The organism is Achromobacter spanius (genome assembly GCF_002966795.1).
Taxonomy (GTDB): Bacteria; Pseudomonadota; Gammaproteobacteria; order Burkholderiales; family Burkholderiaceae_B; genus Achromobacter; species Achromobacter spanius_D.
The window spans coordinates 4,075,500-4,091,027 of the sequence record NZ_CP023270.1 but is presented as its reverse complement, the minus strand read 5'-3'; the positions used below and the strand labels follow the sequence as shown (position 1 = coordinate 4,091,027).

11 protein-coding genes are annotated in these 15,528 nt (G+C 64.7%); 3 read left to right on the top strand and 8 right to left on the bottom strand.

What is annotated here, in order from left to right:
* Nucleotides 1-112 precede the first annotated feature (112 nt).
* Together acnA and CLM73_RS18425 are read right to left on the bottom strand one after the other, a co-directional pair.
* Nucleotides 113-2,818, bottom strand: coding sequence for an aconitate hydratase AcnA (acnA, locus tag CLM73_RS18430; protein ID WP_105239663.1), 2,706 nt, complete (start codon nucleotides 2,816-2,818; stop codon nucleotides 113-115).
* Nucleotides 2,819-3,066: 248 nt separating this feature from the next.
* Nucleotides 3,067-3,975: a LysR substrate-binding domain-containing protein gene (locus tag CLM73_RS18425; protein ID WP_105239662.1), complete on the bottom strand. Its 909-nt coding sequence runs from the start codon at nucleotides 3,973-3,975 to the stop codon at nucleotides 3,067-3,069.
* A 150-nt stretch (nucleotides 3,976-4,125) separates the two neighbouring features.
* Here CLM73_RS18425 and CLM73_RS18420 point away from each other — a divergent pair, with 150 nt between their 5' ends.
* Together CLM73_RS18420 and CLM73_RS18415 are read left to right on the top strand one after the other, a co-directional pair.
* On the top strand, nucleotides 4,126-5,043 hold the full coding sequence (locus CLM73_RS18420) for a pirin family protein (RefSeq protein WP_105239661.1): 918 nt from the start codon (nucleotides 4,126-4,128) through the stop codon (nucleotides 5,041-5,043).
* 230 nt (nucleotides 5,044-5,273) lie between these two features.
* The gene (locus CLM73_RS18415) at nucleotides 5,274-7,499 is read left to right on the top strand and encodes a TonB-dependent receptor (RefSeq protein WP_105239660.1); all 2,226 of its coding nucleotides are present in this window, start codon (nucleotides 5,274-5,276) and stop codon (nucleotides 7,497-7,499) included.
* 105 nt (nucleotides 7,500-7,604) lie between these two features.
* Here CLM73_RS18415 and CLM73_RS18410 read toward each other — a convergent pair whose 3' ends face one another.
* The 4 genes from CLM73_RS18410 to CLM73_RS18395 form a co-directional block, all read right to left on the bottom strand.
* Entirely contained in the window at nucleotides 7,605-8,201 is a 597-nt protein-coding gene (locus tag CLM73_RS18410; RefSeq protein ID WP_105239659.1) for a hypothetical protein, read from the bottom strand.
* 206 nt (nucleotides 8,202-8,407) lie between these two features.
* Nucleotides 8,408-10,999 (bottom strand): bifunctional aconitate hydratase 2/2-methylisocitrate dehydratase, encoded by a 2,592-nt coding sequence (gene acnB / locus CLM73_RS18405; protein ID WP_105239658.1) that lies wholly within the window; start codon nucleotides 10,997-10,999, stop codon nucleotides 8,408-8,410.
* Nucleotides 11,000-11,208: 209 nt separating this feature from the next.
* The gene (locus CLM73_RS18400) at nucleotides 11,209-12,096 is read right to left on the bottom strand and encodes an FxLYD domain-containing protein (protein WP_105239657.1); all 888 of its coding nucleotides are present in this window, start codon (nucleotides 12,094-12,096) and stop codon (nucleotides 11,209-11,211) included.
* Nucleotides 12,086-12,964 carry an FxLYD domain-containing protein gene (locus CLM73_RS18395; protein WP_105239656.1) on the bottom strand — a complete coding sequence of 293 codons (879 nt, stop codon included), beginning with the start codon at nucleotides 12,962-12,964 and terminating at the stop codon, nucleotides 12,086-12,088. Before CLM73_RS18395 ends, CLM73_RS18400 begins: the two co-directional genes overlap by 11 nt.
* A 336-nt stretch (nucleotides 12,965-13,300) precedes the next feature.
* Here CLM73_RS18395 and CLM73_RS18390 point away from each other — a divergent pair, with 336 nt between their 5' ends.
* On the top strand, nucleotides 13,301-14,065 hold the full coding sequence (locus tag CLM73_RS18390; RefSeq protein ID WP_105239655.1) for a TSUP family transporter: 765 nt from the start codon (nucleotides 13,301-13,303) through the stop codon (nucleotides 14,063-14,065).
* Between the two features lie 37 nt (nucleotides 14,066-14,102).
* Here CLM73_RS18390 and CLM73_RS18385 read toward each other — a convergent pair whose 3' ends face one another.
* Nucleotides 14,103-14,543, bottom strand: a complete 441-nt coding sequence (locus tag CLM73_RS18385; RefSeq protein ID WP_105239654.1) for a CBS domain-containing protein — start codon at nucleotides 14,541-14,543, stop codon at nucleotides 14,103-14,105.
* Between the two features lie 77 nt (nucleotides 14,544-14,620).
* On the bottom strand, nucleotides 14,621-15,526 hold the full coding sequence (locus tag CLM73_RS18380; protein ID WP_105239653.1) for a LysR family transcriptional regulator: 906 nt from the start codon (nucleotides 15,524-15,526) through the stop codon (nucleotides 14,621-14,623).
* Nucleotides 15,527-15,528 lie beyond the last annotated feature (2 nt).

The window sequence follows — 15,528 nt, the reverse complement described above, 5'->3', positions numbered from 1 at the left end:
CGGGGGGGACGGTCAAGCAAAAGCCCCCGAAGGTTGGACTTCGTCCAACTGTCGGGGGCCGTTCAGAACCGCAAGGTTCCGGGCGTTCCTACTACGCTGCAACCGTTGCCGATCAGGCCGCGAGAAGCTGGCGCAGCACGAACGGCAGAATGCCGCCGTGCTGGTAGTAGTCGACCTCGATCGGCGTGTCGATACGCAGCAGCACGGTCACCTCCTGCTTCGAACCGTCCTTGCGCGTGATCGTCAGCGTCACGTCCTGCATCGGCTTGATGCCGTTTTCCAGACCCGAAATGTCGTACGTTTCTTCGCCGGTGATGCCCAGCGACTGCACGCTGTCGTCGCCCTTGAACTGCAGGGGCAGCACGCCCATGCCCACCAGGTTGCTGCGGTGGATGCGCTCGAAGCTGCGGGTGATGACGGCCTTGACGCCCAGCAGTTGCGTACCCTTGGCGGCCCAGTCGCGCGACGAGCCGGTGCCGTATTCTTCGCCGCCGAACACCACGGTGGGCGTGCCGGCCGCCACGTACTTCATGGCGGCGTCGTAGATCGACATCTGTTCGCCGGTGGGCTGGAACAGGGTTTCGCCGCCTTCGAAGCGGCTGCCGTCCGGCAGCGCGGGAATCATGAGGTTCTTGATGCGCACGTTGGCGAACGTGCCGCGCATCATGATTTCATGGTTGCCGCGGCGCGAGCCGTAGCTGTTGAAATCGGCCTTCATGACGCCGTTTTCCTTCAGCCACTTGCCGGCGGGCGAGGTTTCCTTGATGGAGCCGGCCGGCGAGATGTGGTCGGTGGTGACCGAGTCGCCAAACACGCCCAGCGCGCGCGCGCCCTTGACCGTGGGCATCGCGCCCGGCGTCATGCCGAAGCCTTCGAAGAAGGGCGGTTCGGCGATGTACGTGGAATCGGGCCAGTTGTAGGTGTCGCCGGTGACGCCCTTGATGTTTTCCCACAGCTTGCCGGGATTGCTCTTGACCTGGCCGTAGTTGGCCTCGAAGGCCTCGGGGTCCAGCGCGAACTGCAGCAGCGCGTCGATTTCCTCGGTGGTCGGCCAGATGTTGCCCAGCCACACGTCGCCGTTCTTGCCGCGGCCCACGGGTTCGGTCATCAGGTCGCGCGTGACGGTGCCCGCCAAGGCGTAGGCCACAACCAGCGGCGGCGAGGCCAGGAAGTTGGCCTTGATGTTCGGGTGGATGCGCGCCTCGAAGTTGCGGTTGCCCGAGAGCACGGCCGAGCAGATCAGGTCATTGCTGGTGATGGCTTCGTTCAGGTCGGCGGTCAGGTCGCCGGCGTTGCCGATGCAGGTCGTGCAGCCGTAGGCCGCCACGTCAAAGCCCAGCTTTTCCAGGTAGGGCAAAAGACCCGTCTTGGTCAGGTATTCAGTCACCACGCGCGAGCCGGGGGCAAGCGAGGTCTTGATGTGCTTGGGCACCGTCAGGCCGGCTTCCACGGCCTTCTTGGCCAGGAGGCCCGCCGCCAGCAGCACGCTGGGGTTGGACGTGTTGGTGCAGGACGTGATGGCGGCGATCAGGATGTCGCCGTTCTTGACCTTGGTGCCGGTGCTGGTGGTGAAGGTCTGCTCCAGCTTTTCGGCGGGCTGGTTGAAGCCGTTTTCGGCGACCGGCTTGGAGAACAGGTCGATGAACGTGTTCTTGACGTTGCCGATCTCGATGCGGTCCTGCGGGCGCTTCGGGCCGGCCAGCGACGGCGCGACGGTGGACAGGTCCAGCGTCAGCAGCTTGGTGAAATTGATGTCCTGGGCCGCGGGAACGCCAAACATCTTCTGCGCCTTGAAATAGGCCTCGAAGGCGGCGATTTCCTCTTCGGTGCGGCCGGTGCCGCGGAAGTAGTCGATGGTGCGTTCGTCGACCGGGAAGAAGCCCATGGTGGCGCCGTATTCGGGCGCCATGTTGCCGATGGTGGCGCGTTCGGCCACGGTCAGGCTCGCGGTGCCTTCGCCGCAGAATTCGACGAATTTGCCGACCACCTTTTCACGGCGCAGCATTTCGGTGATGGTGAGCACCAGGTCGGTGGCGGTGACGCCGCCGCGCAGTTGGCCCTTGAGCTCGACGCCCACCACATCGGGCGTCAGGAAGTACACGGGCTGGCCCAGCATGCCGGCTTCGGCTTCGATGCCGCCCACGCCCCAGCCGACCACGCCGATGCCGTTGATCATGGTGGTGTGGCTGTCGGTGCCCACCAGCGAATCGGGGTAGAAGACGTTGTTTTTCTTGTCCTGGTGCACGCCGCGCGCCAGGTATTCCAGGTTGACCTGGTGGACGATGCCAAAGCCCGGGGGCACGACGCCGAAGGTGTCGAACGCCTGCATGCCCCACTTCATGAACTGGTAGCGCTCTTGATTGCGCTTGAATTCCAGCTTCATGTTCAGGTCCAGCGCATTCTTGGTGCCGAAATAATCGATCATGACCGAGTGGTCCACCACCAGGTCCACCGGCACCAGGGGTTCGATGCTCTTGGGGCTCTTGCCCATCTTGTCGGCAACCGAGCGCATGGCCGCGATGTCGGCCAGCAGCGGCACGCCGGTGAAGTCCTGCAGCACGACCCGTGCGACCACAAAGGGAATTTCATCTTCGCGCTTGGCGTTGGCCTGCCAGTTGGCCAGCTGCCGGACGTGTTCTTCAGTGACTTTCTTGCCGTCGCAGTTGCGCAGCACGGATTCCAGCACGATGCGGATGGAGACCGGCAGCCGCTGCACATCGATGCCGAGCGATTTGCCCAGCGCCGGCAGCGAGTAGAACTGACAGGACTTGTTGCCGATCTTGAAATTCTTGAGTGTGTCTAGGGTGTTGTGCGGCATGATGGACTCCGTGGTTTTGCCCAGGCTGAAGGCGGCATTTTCAGGCGTTTCGGCAGGTTTGTCATTGTCTCTTGGACAAGTTTGCCGAGGGTCTATATCTTGGTTTATGTCTTATATCTTATATAAGACTTGAGTGACGCGTCAAAGTTCCGGCCCCCGACTCGCCAGACCGGTTCGAATTCGGCGAAACCCTTACTGTGGCGGACGCGCGCCAAGCCTGCAAGACCCCACGGCTGCGAGGGCGGGCTTTACGTCAGGCGCGCGGGCATCTCGGCCGCCGCATATTCAAGAAAGCGCTTCAACGCCAGCGGCTCGCCGCTGCGCGCCGGCATGACGGCGTAGATCCGGGCGGGCGCCGCGGTCCAGTCGGGCAGGATGCGGGCCAGGGCGCCCTGGTCGAGCTCCGCGACGCACAGATAGCGGGGCACCAGCGCCACGCCCAGGCCCGCGCCGGCCATTGCGCGCAGCGTGTCCATGTTGCTGCTCAGGCTGCGCGGCTGGAACTCCACCGACGCCATCTCGCCGCCGGGTCCGGTCAGCCGCCAGGTGTGCGGGCCATCTTGCGTGCCGTGGGCAAGCAGGGGCAGGGCGGCCAGATCGCGCGGATGGCGCGGCGCGGAGCGGGCCATCGCCGGGCTGCACACCAACGCCAGCGGCACGGGGGCAATTTCCAGCCCATTGAGCTTTGCATCCGTCAGCGACGACGCCTGGGCGCGGAACGCCAGGTCGTAGCCTTCGCCGACCAGGTCGATGATCTGGTCGCGGGTATCGAGCAGCACCCGCACGCGGGGATGGTCCAAGCAGAATTGGGCGACCAGGCCGCCCAGCACGCGGCTTGCGAGCGACGCGGGCGCAGTGATGCGCAGCATCCCGGCGGGCACGTCGCCGATCGATGCGGCCAGGTCGAAGACGCTGCGCGCCTCGCGGGCCAGCGCCTGCGCGTGGGCATGGATCTGTTCGCCCATCGGCGTCAGCGATACGCGCCGTGTGTTGCGCTGAAGCAGCCGCACGCCCAGCCGCGCTTCCAGCTCGGCAACCCGCCGGCTGAGCTTGGAACGTTGCATATTCAACACACGTGCGGCCGCGGAAAAGCCACCTTTTTCGACAACTTCGCTGAAAAGCAGCAGGTCTTCGAGGCGATGAACGTAGTTAGGCATACAGCGTTTTAATAGGGAAAAACTAAAAATTTGCTGGCATTGTCCTGACAGCCAGGACAATTATTCCTGAAATTGGCCCCTACTGTCCGGCGGGTTGAACTCATAAGCTGTCGCCGCAATACATGTTCAGCAACAGTAAGGCAGCACTTTTTGACTCTTCAACTCAGCGCCGTCATCGCCGGATCCAGCCGTTACCTGGGCGACGCCTGCACCATCCGTCAGTTCCGCCATACCGATTTTTCAGGGTGCATGTCGCCCGTGGTGCTGGTGGACCACTTTGTCATGACGGGTCCTATTTTTGAGCCGCACACGCACGCCGGCGTCAGCGCCGCGACGCTGTTGCTCGAAGACAGCACGGGCGTCATGCAGAGCCTGGACGGCATCGAGAACAACCGCGAAATCCGCGCAGGCGACCTGCAGTGGACGCAAGCGGGTAGCGGCATCGTGCACGCCCAGCGGCGGGCAGGCGAGGCCACGCTGCACGGGCTGCAGATATTCATCGACCACCCTGCGCATCTGAAGTCCCTGCCGCCCTCGACGTCGTTGCTGCGCGCCGCGGACATGCCGGTGATCCAGACCCCGTCGGGCAAGGTCCGCGTGGTGGCGGGCAGCTACGGCGGCCTGGACTCGCCTTTGTACACGCCCGAACCGCTGCTGATTCTGGACGGCTGGCTTCGGCCTGGCGCGACGACGCTCCTGCCCATGCCGCCTGGCTGGAATGCCTGGTTCTATGCGGTGCAGGGCGACTTGGGCGTGCGCGCAAGGCACCGCAGCAAGGGCGCGCCGCCGCTGCCCAAGGTGACGGGCGGCGATCCGGACTTTGCGGTGTTGCCTGCGGGTTCCGCCGCTGCCGCCAGCGCCACGCCGGAGGGTGAAGAAGGCGTGCTGCTGCTGATGGCAGGCAAGGTCCCCGTGCATTTCGTGCTGGTGGCGGGTCAGGCCGTTGTGGCGGCCCCGCAGGAGGACGTCGGCGTCACGCCGGCCACCGATGCGGCCCTTGCCGAGGCGCTGACGGCGTATGAATCCGTGGAGACCCCCGCGACGTCCGACGCCCTGACTACCTGCTGACCTCGACCGGAGTTTGTTGTTTGGCCGCAACGCCGAACACTTATTCTGTTTGAGGGACGCAATGAGAACGATTCTCTTTTGGTAACATCTAGCGCGTTAGACCTCAAGACCCCAGGGCGAATGTGCTTTGATGGCGCGCCGGTATTCCGGCATGCCACGCGATTCAAATCGGGATTTTGCGGATCTCCCCACCGCAACGCGGATTCACTCCGCTCTACCAGCGTCCCGATATGAAAATCAGAACTCTCGCTTGCATGGCTGCCGCGCTGCCGTGCTTTGGCGCCGTCCACGCCCAGACCGCGCCTCAGGCAGCGCCCCAGACCCAGCCCGCCACGACCACCGGCCCGGTGACCTCCATGGATGCCATCCGTGTCGAGGCCAGCGCGGACGCGTCCGCCGGCGGCCTGTCGGCGCCGTTCGCGGGCGGCCAGGTGGCGCGCGGCGGCCGTGTGGGTATCCTCGGCACCGAGGATTTCATGAACACGCCGTTCAGCGTCACCAGCTACACCAACGAGCTGATCCAGGATCGCCAGGCCAAGAGCGTGGCGGACGTGCTGCAAAATGATGCAAGCGTGCGCGTCGCGCGCGGCTTCGGCAATTTCCAGGAGTCGTACTTCATCCGCGGATTCATCACCAGCTCGGATGATGTGGCCTACAACGGTCTTTACAACCTGCTGCCTCGCCAGTACATCGCGACAGAACTGTTTGAACGTGTGGAGGTGCTGCGCGGCGCATCCGCCTTTCTGACGGGAGCCTCGCCTGGAGGTGGTGGTATCGGGGGCATGATCAATCTGGTGCCCAAGCGTGCTCCCAATGAACCTCTGACTCGCGTCACGACGGGTGTATCCAGCGGCGAGCAGTTCCTGCTGTCGACTGACATTGCGCGACGGTTTGGCCCCGACGATAGTACCGGCATCCGCATCAATGCGGCCCAGCGTACCGGCGGCACTGGCGTCGACGATGAACGCATGAGAACGAGCGTGCTGTCGCTTGGATTGGATTGGCGCTCAGCCGACACGCGGTTGTCGGCTGATATTGGCTGGCAGAACAACAGGCTCAAACGCGCGCGTCCCAACGTGACGCTTAGAGGGGTGACGACGGTGCCTGACGCGCCCGACGCGAGCTCCAATTATGCGCAGCCCTGGACGTATTCCAATGAGCGCGACATTTTCGGTACGGTGCGCGCCGAACATGACTTCAGCGACAAACTGACTGCGTATGCCGCGTTTGGCATGCGCCGCAGCGAAGAAGCGAATTCTCTGGGCAACGTGACGGTGACGAACGGAGCCACCGGCGACGGCAACTTCTATCGATTCGACAACACGCGTGAAGACAGCGTGAATACCGGTGAGCTGGGCCTGCGCGCCAAGGCTCGCACCGGTCCCGTGGGGCACGAGTTTGTCGCATCTGCGTCCTTCTTCGATTTGAAGAAGAAGAACGCGTACGTGATGGATTATCTGAACACGTTCCCCACGAATATCTACGATCCGATTTCGTATGCCAAGCCTGATTTCAGCGCGCGCGCCTTGCGCGGCAACGATCTGGATAACCCCGCGCTGCAAGGCCGCACCCGCTTGAGCAGCTATGCCATCGGCGACACCATGTCCTTCTTTGACGACAAGGTGCTGTTCACTGCCGGCATTCGCCATCAGCGCCTGTCGCAGCGTGATTACGCGTACAACACCGGCAACGAAAACGGCGCCTACGACGCCAGCCACAACTCGCCGGCGTTCGGTCTTGTGTTCAAGGTTGCGCCGAGCGTCTCGATCTATGCCAACTATATTGAAGCGCTTGTGGCCGGCGACACCGCGCCGCTGACCGCGAACGGGCGGGCGGTGACCAACGGGGGAGAAAGCCTCCAGCCGTACGTGTCCAAGCAAAAGGAAGTCGGCATCAAGTACGAGGGCGAGAGCCTGGGCGGCGGATTGGCGTTGTTCACCACCGACAAGCCGCGCGCCACTTACACCGCGGATAACACCTTCACCAGTTCGGGCAAGGACCGCCACCAAGGCGTCGAGCTGACCGTGTTCGGCGAACCCGTGCGTAGCGTGCGGCTCCTGGGCGGCCTGACCTGGCTGGATGCCAAGCAGGTGTCAACGGGTACGTCCTCGCTGAACGGCAACCGCGTGATCGGCGTGCCGCGCTTCCAGGCCAACATGGGCGTGGAATGGGACATCCCGGGCGTGGAAGGCTTGGCCATCGACGGCCGCGTGGTCTACACCGGCTCGTCGTATGCCGATGATGCCAACACGCTCAAGGTTCCCGGCTGGACGCGCTTTGACGCCGGCCTGCGCTACATGATGGACGTGGACGGTCACGTCTTGACCCTGCGCGCCCGCGTCGACAACATCGCCAACCGCAACTACTGGTCGTCGGTGGGCGGCTATCCGGGCAACGGCTACCTCGTCCTGGGCGGCCCGCGCACGTTCTCGCTGACCGCCAGCATGGACTTCTGATCGCGGCGGGCAGATGCCTGCGCATGAACAATCCCGGCCTCGCGCCGGGATTTTTTTTGGGCTGTCGCAGCATAGGTGCGCGACGGAGTCAGACACCCACAAGCCTTACCAGAACCACCCGCCCCGCGACAGGCTCGATTCGCAGCTCTTGTACTGCGCCGTGAACTTCTCCGCGCGCGCCTGCACTTTCTGCGACACGGTTTTCAGCCACGCCTTGCGGTCGTAACTGCGGTTGCGGTAACCGGTCCAGCCCTCGTGGTAGTTCAGATACTGCCCATACGCATCCCACTTCGAGATGCCGTTGATGCGCTGCGTCTTGCTCATGTACCAGCCCATGAAGTCCAGCGCGTCGGCGAAGTTGTCGCGGCTGGATGTCCAGCCGCCGGCTTCGCGCTTGTAGTCGGCCCAGGTTTCGTCCTTGGCCTGCGCATAACCGTAAGCGGAACTGACGCGGCCCCACGGGATGAAGCCCAGGAAGTAATAGCGCGGCGGCAGCGCGTCGTGCTTGAAGGACGACTCCTGGTACATCATCGCAATGGGCACCGGCACCGGGGCGCCCCATTTCTTCTGCACGTCCAGCGCCGCGTCGTGCCAATCCGGTTTCTCGCGGAAGATGGCGCAGATGTTGTCGGGATTCGAGGGCGGCGCGGTGGCGCAGCCGGCTAGCGTCAGCAGCAGCATCGGCGGCAATAGCCGGATCATTGGCAGGCTTCCTCCAGGAAAAATGCGCCGGGGCTTTCCCGGCGTTGGCGGCCGACGTCTCACCGGCATGCCTGGATTGTATTGAAACGTTTCGTTATACAGGCTGCGCCCCGATCCGAATTGCCCGGACAGAGGCAAAAAAAACGGCCCCGGGCGATTGCACGGGGCCGTTGTTCAGGCCGCAGGGCCTGGCAGGGGGATCGGGATCAGACCTCGATCACGTCCGCCACGTCCTTGTAGTCGGCGATCTTGTCGAAGTTCAGGTACTGGTAGATCTGGTCGCCGCTCTTGTTGATGACGCCCATGTCGGCCATGTACTCGTCCTTGGTCGGGATGCGGCCAAGCTTCGAGCAGATGGCGGCCAGTTCGGCCGAACCCAGGTACACGTTGGTGTTCTTGCCCAGGCGGTTCGGGAAGTTGCGGGTGCTGGTCGACATGACCGTCGCGCCTTCGCGCACCTGCGCCTGGTTGCCCATGCACAGCGAGCAGCCCGGCATTTCGGTGCGTGCGCCGGCGGTGCCGAACACGCCGTAGTGGCCTTCCTCGGTCAGTTGCGTGGCGTCCATCTTGGTCGGGGGAGCGACCCACAGCTTGACCGGGATGTCGCGCTTGCCTTCGAGCAGCTTGGAGGCTGCGCGGAAGTGGCCGATGTTGGTCATGCAGCTGCCGATGAACACTTCGTCGATCTTGGCGCCGGCGACTTCCGACAGCGTCTTGACGTCGTCGGGGTCGTTCGGGCAGGCGACGATGGGTTCATGCACGTCGGCCAGGTCGATCTCGATGACCGCGGCGTATTCGGCGTCGGCGTCCGGCTCCAGCAGCTTGGGATCGGCCAGCCAGGCTTCCATCGCCTTGATGCGGCGGCCCAGCGTGCGCTCGTCTTCGTAGCCGTTGGCGATCATCCACTTGAGCATCACGATGTTGCTGTTGATGTACTCGATGATCGGTTCCTTGTTCAGGAACACCGAGCAGCCGGCGGCCGAGCGTTCGGCGGAGGCGTCCGACAGCTCAAAGGCTTGTTCGACCTTCAGGTCGGGCAGGCCTTCGATTTCCAGGATGCGGCCGGAGAAGATGTTCTTCTTGCCTTGCTTGGCAACCGTCAGCAGGCCTTGCTTGATGGCGTACAGCGGAATGGCGTTGACCAGGTCGCGCAGGGTGACGCCGGGTTGCAGCTTGCCCTTGAAGCGGACCAGCACCGATTCCGGCATGTCCAGCGGCATGACGCCCGTGGCGGCCGCGAAGGCCACCAGGCCCGAGCCGGCGGGGAACGAGATGCCGATGGGGAAGCGGGTGTGCGAATCGCCGCCGGTGCCGACGGTGTCGGGCAGCAGCATGCGGTTCAGCCACGAGTGGATGACGCCGTCGCCGGGACGCAGCGACACGCCGCCACGCGTGCTGATGAACTCAGGCAGCGTGTGGTGCGTCTTGACGTCGACGGGCTTGGGGTAGGCGGCGGTGTGGCAGAACGACTGCATCACCAGGTCGGACGAGAAGCCCAGGCAGGCCAGGTCCTTCAGTTCGTCGCGGGTCATCGGGCCGGTGGTGTCCTGGCTGCCGACCGAGGTCATCTTCGGTTCGCAGTAGGTGCCCGGGCGGATGCCCTTGCCTTCCGGCAGGCCGCAGGCGCGGCCGACCATCTTTTGGGCCAGCGTGTAGCCGCGGCCGGAATCGACCGGATCCTTCGGCAGGCGGAACAGCGTGGAGGGCGCCAGTCCCAGCGCTTCGCGGGCCTTGGCGGTCAGGCCGCGGCCGATGATCAGCGGAATGCGGCCACCGGCGCGCACTTCGTCAAACAGCACGTCGGACTTGACCTCGAATTCGGCGATGACTTCGCCGTTCTTGATGGCCTTGCCGTCGTAGGGGCGCAGTTCGACCACGTCGCCCATTTCCATCTTGGAAACGTCGAGTTCGATCGGCAGCGCGCCGGCGTCTTCCATCGTGTTGTAGAAGATCGGGGCGATCTTGTTGCCCAGGCACACGCCGCCAAAGCGCTTGTTCGGCACGAAGGGGATGTCTTCGCCCGTGAACCACAGCACCGAGTTGGTGGCCGACTTGCGCGAAGAACCCGTGCCGACCACGTCGCCAACGTAGGCGACCAGGTGGCCCTTTTCCTTCAGGGATTCGATGAACTTCACCGGGCCGCGCTTGCCGTCTTCTTCCGGTTCGAACGCAGCGCCATCGCGCTTGTTCTTGAGCATCGCCAGGGCGTGCATCGGGATGTCGGGACGCGTGGTGGCGTCGGGGGCGGGCGACAGATCGTCGGTGTTGGTTTCGCCAGGAACCTTGAAGACCGTGATGGTCAGGCTTTCCGGCAGTTCCGGACGGCTGGTGAACCATTCGGCGTCGGCCCAGCTTTGCAGCACGGACTTGGCGTTGGCGTTGCCCTTGTCGGCCTTTTCCTTCACGTCGTGGAAGGCGTCGAACATCAACAGGGTCTTCTTGAGCGCATCGGCGGCGATGGTGCCGATTTCCGCATCGTCCAGCAGGTCGACCAGCGGGCCAATGTTGTAGCCGCCGAGCATCGTGCCCAGCAGTTCCGTCGCCTTGGCACGGCTGATCAGCGCACAAGCTTCCTTGCCCAGCGCCACGGCGGCCAGGTACGAAGCCTTGACCTTGGCGGCATCGTCCACGCCGGCCGGCACGCGGTACGTCAGCAACTCGACCAGGTTCTGCTCCTCGCCAGCGGGCGGGTTCTTCAGCAGTTCGATCAGTTCAGCGGTTTGTTTGGCCGTAAGGGGCAGCGGGGGGATCCCCAGAGCCGCGCGTTCGGCGACGTGTTGGCGGTAAGTATCCAGCATGTGAGGCCTGCTCAAAGTCGGGTTGGAAGAAGGGTTGTCGGCCGGAATTGTAGAAGCAAGTGGGGGCCGGTAGCAAATGTCTTATATCTTATATAAGACTTGAGTCGATAGCTGTTGTTCGGTGGCGACGTCCTGGCCGGGCGCCGATGCACCCCGCAAAGAAAAAGCGGCCGCCCGGGCCGCTTCAGAAAATGCCCACCGCCAGCCGGTCAGGGCGCCGTGGCGTCATACACCACGCCGACGCGGGCAAAATTGCCGCCGTACTGCTTGACGTCGACCTGGAATGGCGCGCTGTCGCCCGGCGGCAGGCGCGGCACGCGCAGTTCCTGGAACGTGGCGCCGGTGAGCTGGTCCTGGGCGTCGTACAGGCTGACCCACACGCGCACCTTCTCGACCTCGCTGGCGCTGTCGTTGCGCACCCGGCCGTGCACCGTGACGTATTTGTAACGGAAGCGGTAGCTGAAGTTCAGCGTGCCGGTGCCGATGGCGGCTTCGGTGTTTTCCACCGTCACGGCAAGGTGCGGCCGGGGGCCGGGCAGGGCGGCGCGCTTGGCGGGCAGCCAGTTCGTTTTCACTTCCGAAAAGCGTTCCACGCGCCCGGTCAGCGCTACGGGCACGCGCTCGCCGGGGTACAGGTGCGTGGGCAGGCTCCAGGCTTGGCGCAGCTCGAGCGGGCGCGATCCGTCGAACACCGCGATTTCCGCGCGCGGCGACAGCGCAACGTACTGGTCGCTGGTGTTGACCAGCTCCGCATACAGCACTGGGCGCTCGATTTCGTCCAGCAGCCGGCGGGGGGCCGACAGCTTCAGCGCCCCGGTATCGAACAGGGTGAAATCCGGGTCCAGCAGCTCCTCGGTGGTCAGGCGGACATGGTCGATGACCCGCGTGTTGGCCGGACTGACGCGCACGATTCGGCTGGCAGGCGGCTCGGCCACGGGCGGGGCCGGTTTGGCCACGGCCTGTGCCGGGGACTGGCTGGCGGATCCCAGCGCGGTGTATTTCCAAGCGGCGTATCCGCCCGCAGCCAACAGGATCAGCGCCAGCCCTGCCAGGGCCGCCCGCGACGGGCGCCGGGAGGAGGAGGGGTCAGCTTTCACTTTGCACCATGTAATCGTAGGAGGCGACCTCGCCGTCGCGCAGCATTTCGCAGCGCACATCGAAGGACGTCAGCGCGTCGGGGGCCAGCGGGCTGGCGGTGGCATAGCCGTTGCCCGTGCCGATCAGCGTGCCGTCGGCGCCGTACAGCATCACGGTGATCTGCGTGCTGCTGGCCGGGTTGGTCCCTTGGTTGCGGATCAGGCCGACCAGACGGTAATTGCCGTCATTGCGCACGAGCTGGACGCGGCTGGCAGCCACGTCGTTGTTCTTGCCGCGCGCGGGCGACGGCGTGCTCACCTGCAGGTCGTAGCGGCTATATGCCTTGGACGGCGCCGATATTTTCAGCGGGGTGTATTCGCCCGGTTCCAGCGAACGTGCGGGCGACGAGCCCGATACCGTGGACAGCGACAGGTCGCCCTGGAAGAACGATGCGGTCACACGCGGCACGTCGATCTTCCGGCCGGTCTCGTTACGCACGATCATGACAAGCTCGGTGCGGCCGCGCGTCTTCACCTCCTGCACATCGGTCAGCTTGACCAGCGAGGCGTCGATGGGCGGTTCGACGATGCGGGCCGGTGCAGGCGACGGCCGCGAGCCCAGGGACGAGACGGCCAGCGGGATGAGGACGGCGGCCAGGATCGCCACCGAGATCGCCGCGATGGCAGCGGGCTTGATGGGCGCCGACTTGGGCTGCTGGATGTTGCGCAGGATCTTTTCCAGCCGCTGCGCGACGTTGTCTTCGACCAGCGTCACCGCATGGCAGTGGCTGCACTGGTATTCGTTGGTGTCCAGCTTGGTGAAACTGGCGCTGCCGCATGTGGAGCAGGTCAGCGTCACCGTGTTGATCGTGGTCTGTTTTGGCGTCATTCTCGCGGGGCGTCATTCACGCTGGGCATCTTTCGCGATACGCAGGCGGACCGGCCGCGCGCCGCGGACCGGGATGGCGCGGCGGGGCAGGCGGGTAGGGCATACCGGGCGGCAAGGATAGCGGCCGTCGGCCACCCCCGGGGTGCATGAGCGCATCAGTTTGTGACCATATGTGTGGAATCGGCGCTATCGGGGCCGGAATGCTTGCCCGCCCGGTGCTATCATCCCCCCGCAAAATCGTTGTCACATCAATCATTACCACGCCGTTTCCCGTCGATCCGCTCTCTGCCGCCTTTTTGGCGCAGCCGGGCAGAGCCGAGGTCTGGCTCTTCCTGCATGAGCATCTATCAACATCTGCTGTTTCTGGCCTGCGTGGCGCTTGCCACCTATGCCCAGACGATGACGGGCTTTGCATTCGGCCTGGTGCTGCTGGGCCTGTCGGGTGTGTTCCAGCTTGCTTCGGTATCCGAGGTGGCCAACGTGGTCAGCGTGCTGTCGCTGGTCAATGCGGGCGTCACCTTGCTGCGCGCCAGGCCGCAGGTGAACTGGTCGCTGCTGACGCCCGCCGCGGTCAGCAGCCTGGCCGGTGTCGGGGTGGGCGTGGCCGCGCTGACGTGGATCAGCGGGTCCATGACGGTGCTGCTGCAGTTGCTGCTGGGCGTCACCATCCTGGCCTGCGCCATTCTGCTCGTGACCCGCACCCAGCCGCTGGCGCAGTTGTCGTCCCGGACTTCCAGCGTGTTCTTCGGGGGCGTGTCGGGCGTGCTGGGCGGGCTGTTTTCCAGCGCCGGGCCGCCCATGGTGTATCACCTGTACCGTCAGCCGCTGCCGCTGGCCACCATCCGCAACAGCCTGCTGATCCTGTTTTCGCTGAACGCCACGGTGCGCCTTGCGCTCGTGACGGGGCAGGGCGCGTTCATGGCGTCGTCGTTCTGGCTGAGCGTGCAGGCACTGCCGGTCGTGATCGGCGTGACGTGGTTCGCTCGGCGCTACAGCACCGAGGGTTCGATGAAGAAGGTCAAGCGGATGGTGTTCGTGCTGCTGCTGGCCGCAGGTCTGGGCCTCATCGTCCCGGCGACGAGGATATTGACGGCCGGCTAGGCGCGGCCGGCGAGGCGCGGCCGGCCCCATTCATGCCTCAGCCGCGCTCCCCCGTGATGTAGCGCTCGAGTTCATGAATGATGAATTTCTGCTCGCTCATCACATCCTTGACCAGGTCGCCGATGGACAGCAATCCGATGAGTTTGTCGTTGTCGATGACTGGCAGATGGCGGAAATGGCGCTCGGTCATCATGGCCATGCAGTGTTCCCGCGTATCGGTGGGACTGACGTAATACACCGAGTCCGTCATGATGTCGCGCACCTTGGTCGTGCGTGACGACCGGTCCTGCAGCACGATCTTGCGCGCGTAATCGCGTTCGGTCAGCATGCCCAGCACCACGTCGCCTTCCACCACCACCACCGCCCCGATGCTGCGATCGGCCATCGTCTTGATCGCGTCGAAGACCGACGAATCCGGCGAAACCGTCACGACGGCGTGATTGGCCTTTTCCCTGAGAAGCTCAGCAACTGTCTTCACGATGTGCTCCCGAATCGGTGGTGAGGGTCGAAGCACCATCCTAAGCCTGCCTGCGGCATTGCCGCAAGCGGGGGAAGTTACTTCGTGTTTTTGTTGCGAAACGCCTGGATGGCCATTTCGCGCAAGTTGCGGGTGGCGCTGCGTTCGGTGGCGGGGTTCCATGCCAGGGAGATGCCGATGGAGGCGCCCGCGGGAAAATCGGTCAGCGTCTTGGTGACGACGCTGGTGCCGGGATGGCGCCGGCCGCCGGCCGGCACCAGGGCCACGCCCAGTCCGCTTTCGACCAGGCTCAGCAAGGTCTGCACCTGCACCGCCTCCTGCGTGATGCGCGGCGTGAAGCCGCGGAGCTGGCACGCGTTGATCGCCGCCATGCGCAGCCCCGCGGCCTCGGTGGCGGTGTACATGATGAACGGCTCCTGCGCCAGGTCGGTCAGGCGCACGCGGGGGCGCCGCGCCAGCGGGTGGGCCTTGGGCACGGCCAGCGCGAAGTCCTCCGTCGTAAGCGGCGCCAGCCGCACGTTCGATCCCATGGCGACCGGCACGCGCACGATGCCGACTTCCAAGGTGTCTTCCTCAAGTTCCTGCATGATGCGGATCGAGGTCGCCTCGCGCAGCACGACGTTGACGCCTGGGTAGCGCTGGCGAAACAGCGGCAGGATGCGCGGCAGCACGCCGTGCGTGGCCGACCCCACAAAGCCGATTCGCACCGTGCCGCCTTCGCCGGCGGCTCCCGCGCGAGCAGCCAGCCGGAACTGTTCGGCATGGAACAGGGCTCGGCGCGCTTCATCCAACGCGGCCAGCCCGGCCTCCGTGAGCTTGACGCCCTGGCGCCCGCGCACAAAGAGCGGCACCCCCACCAGTTCCTCGAGCTTGCGGATGGATACCGACAGCGGCGGCTGCGACATGTGCAGTTTTTCCGCGGCGCGATGGAAGTTCAGCGTTTCGGCAAGGGTGAGAAACTGCTGCAGGTGGCGTAAATCCATGG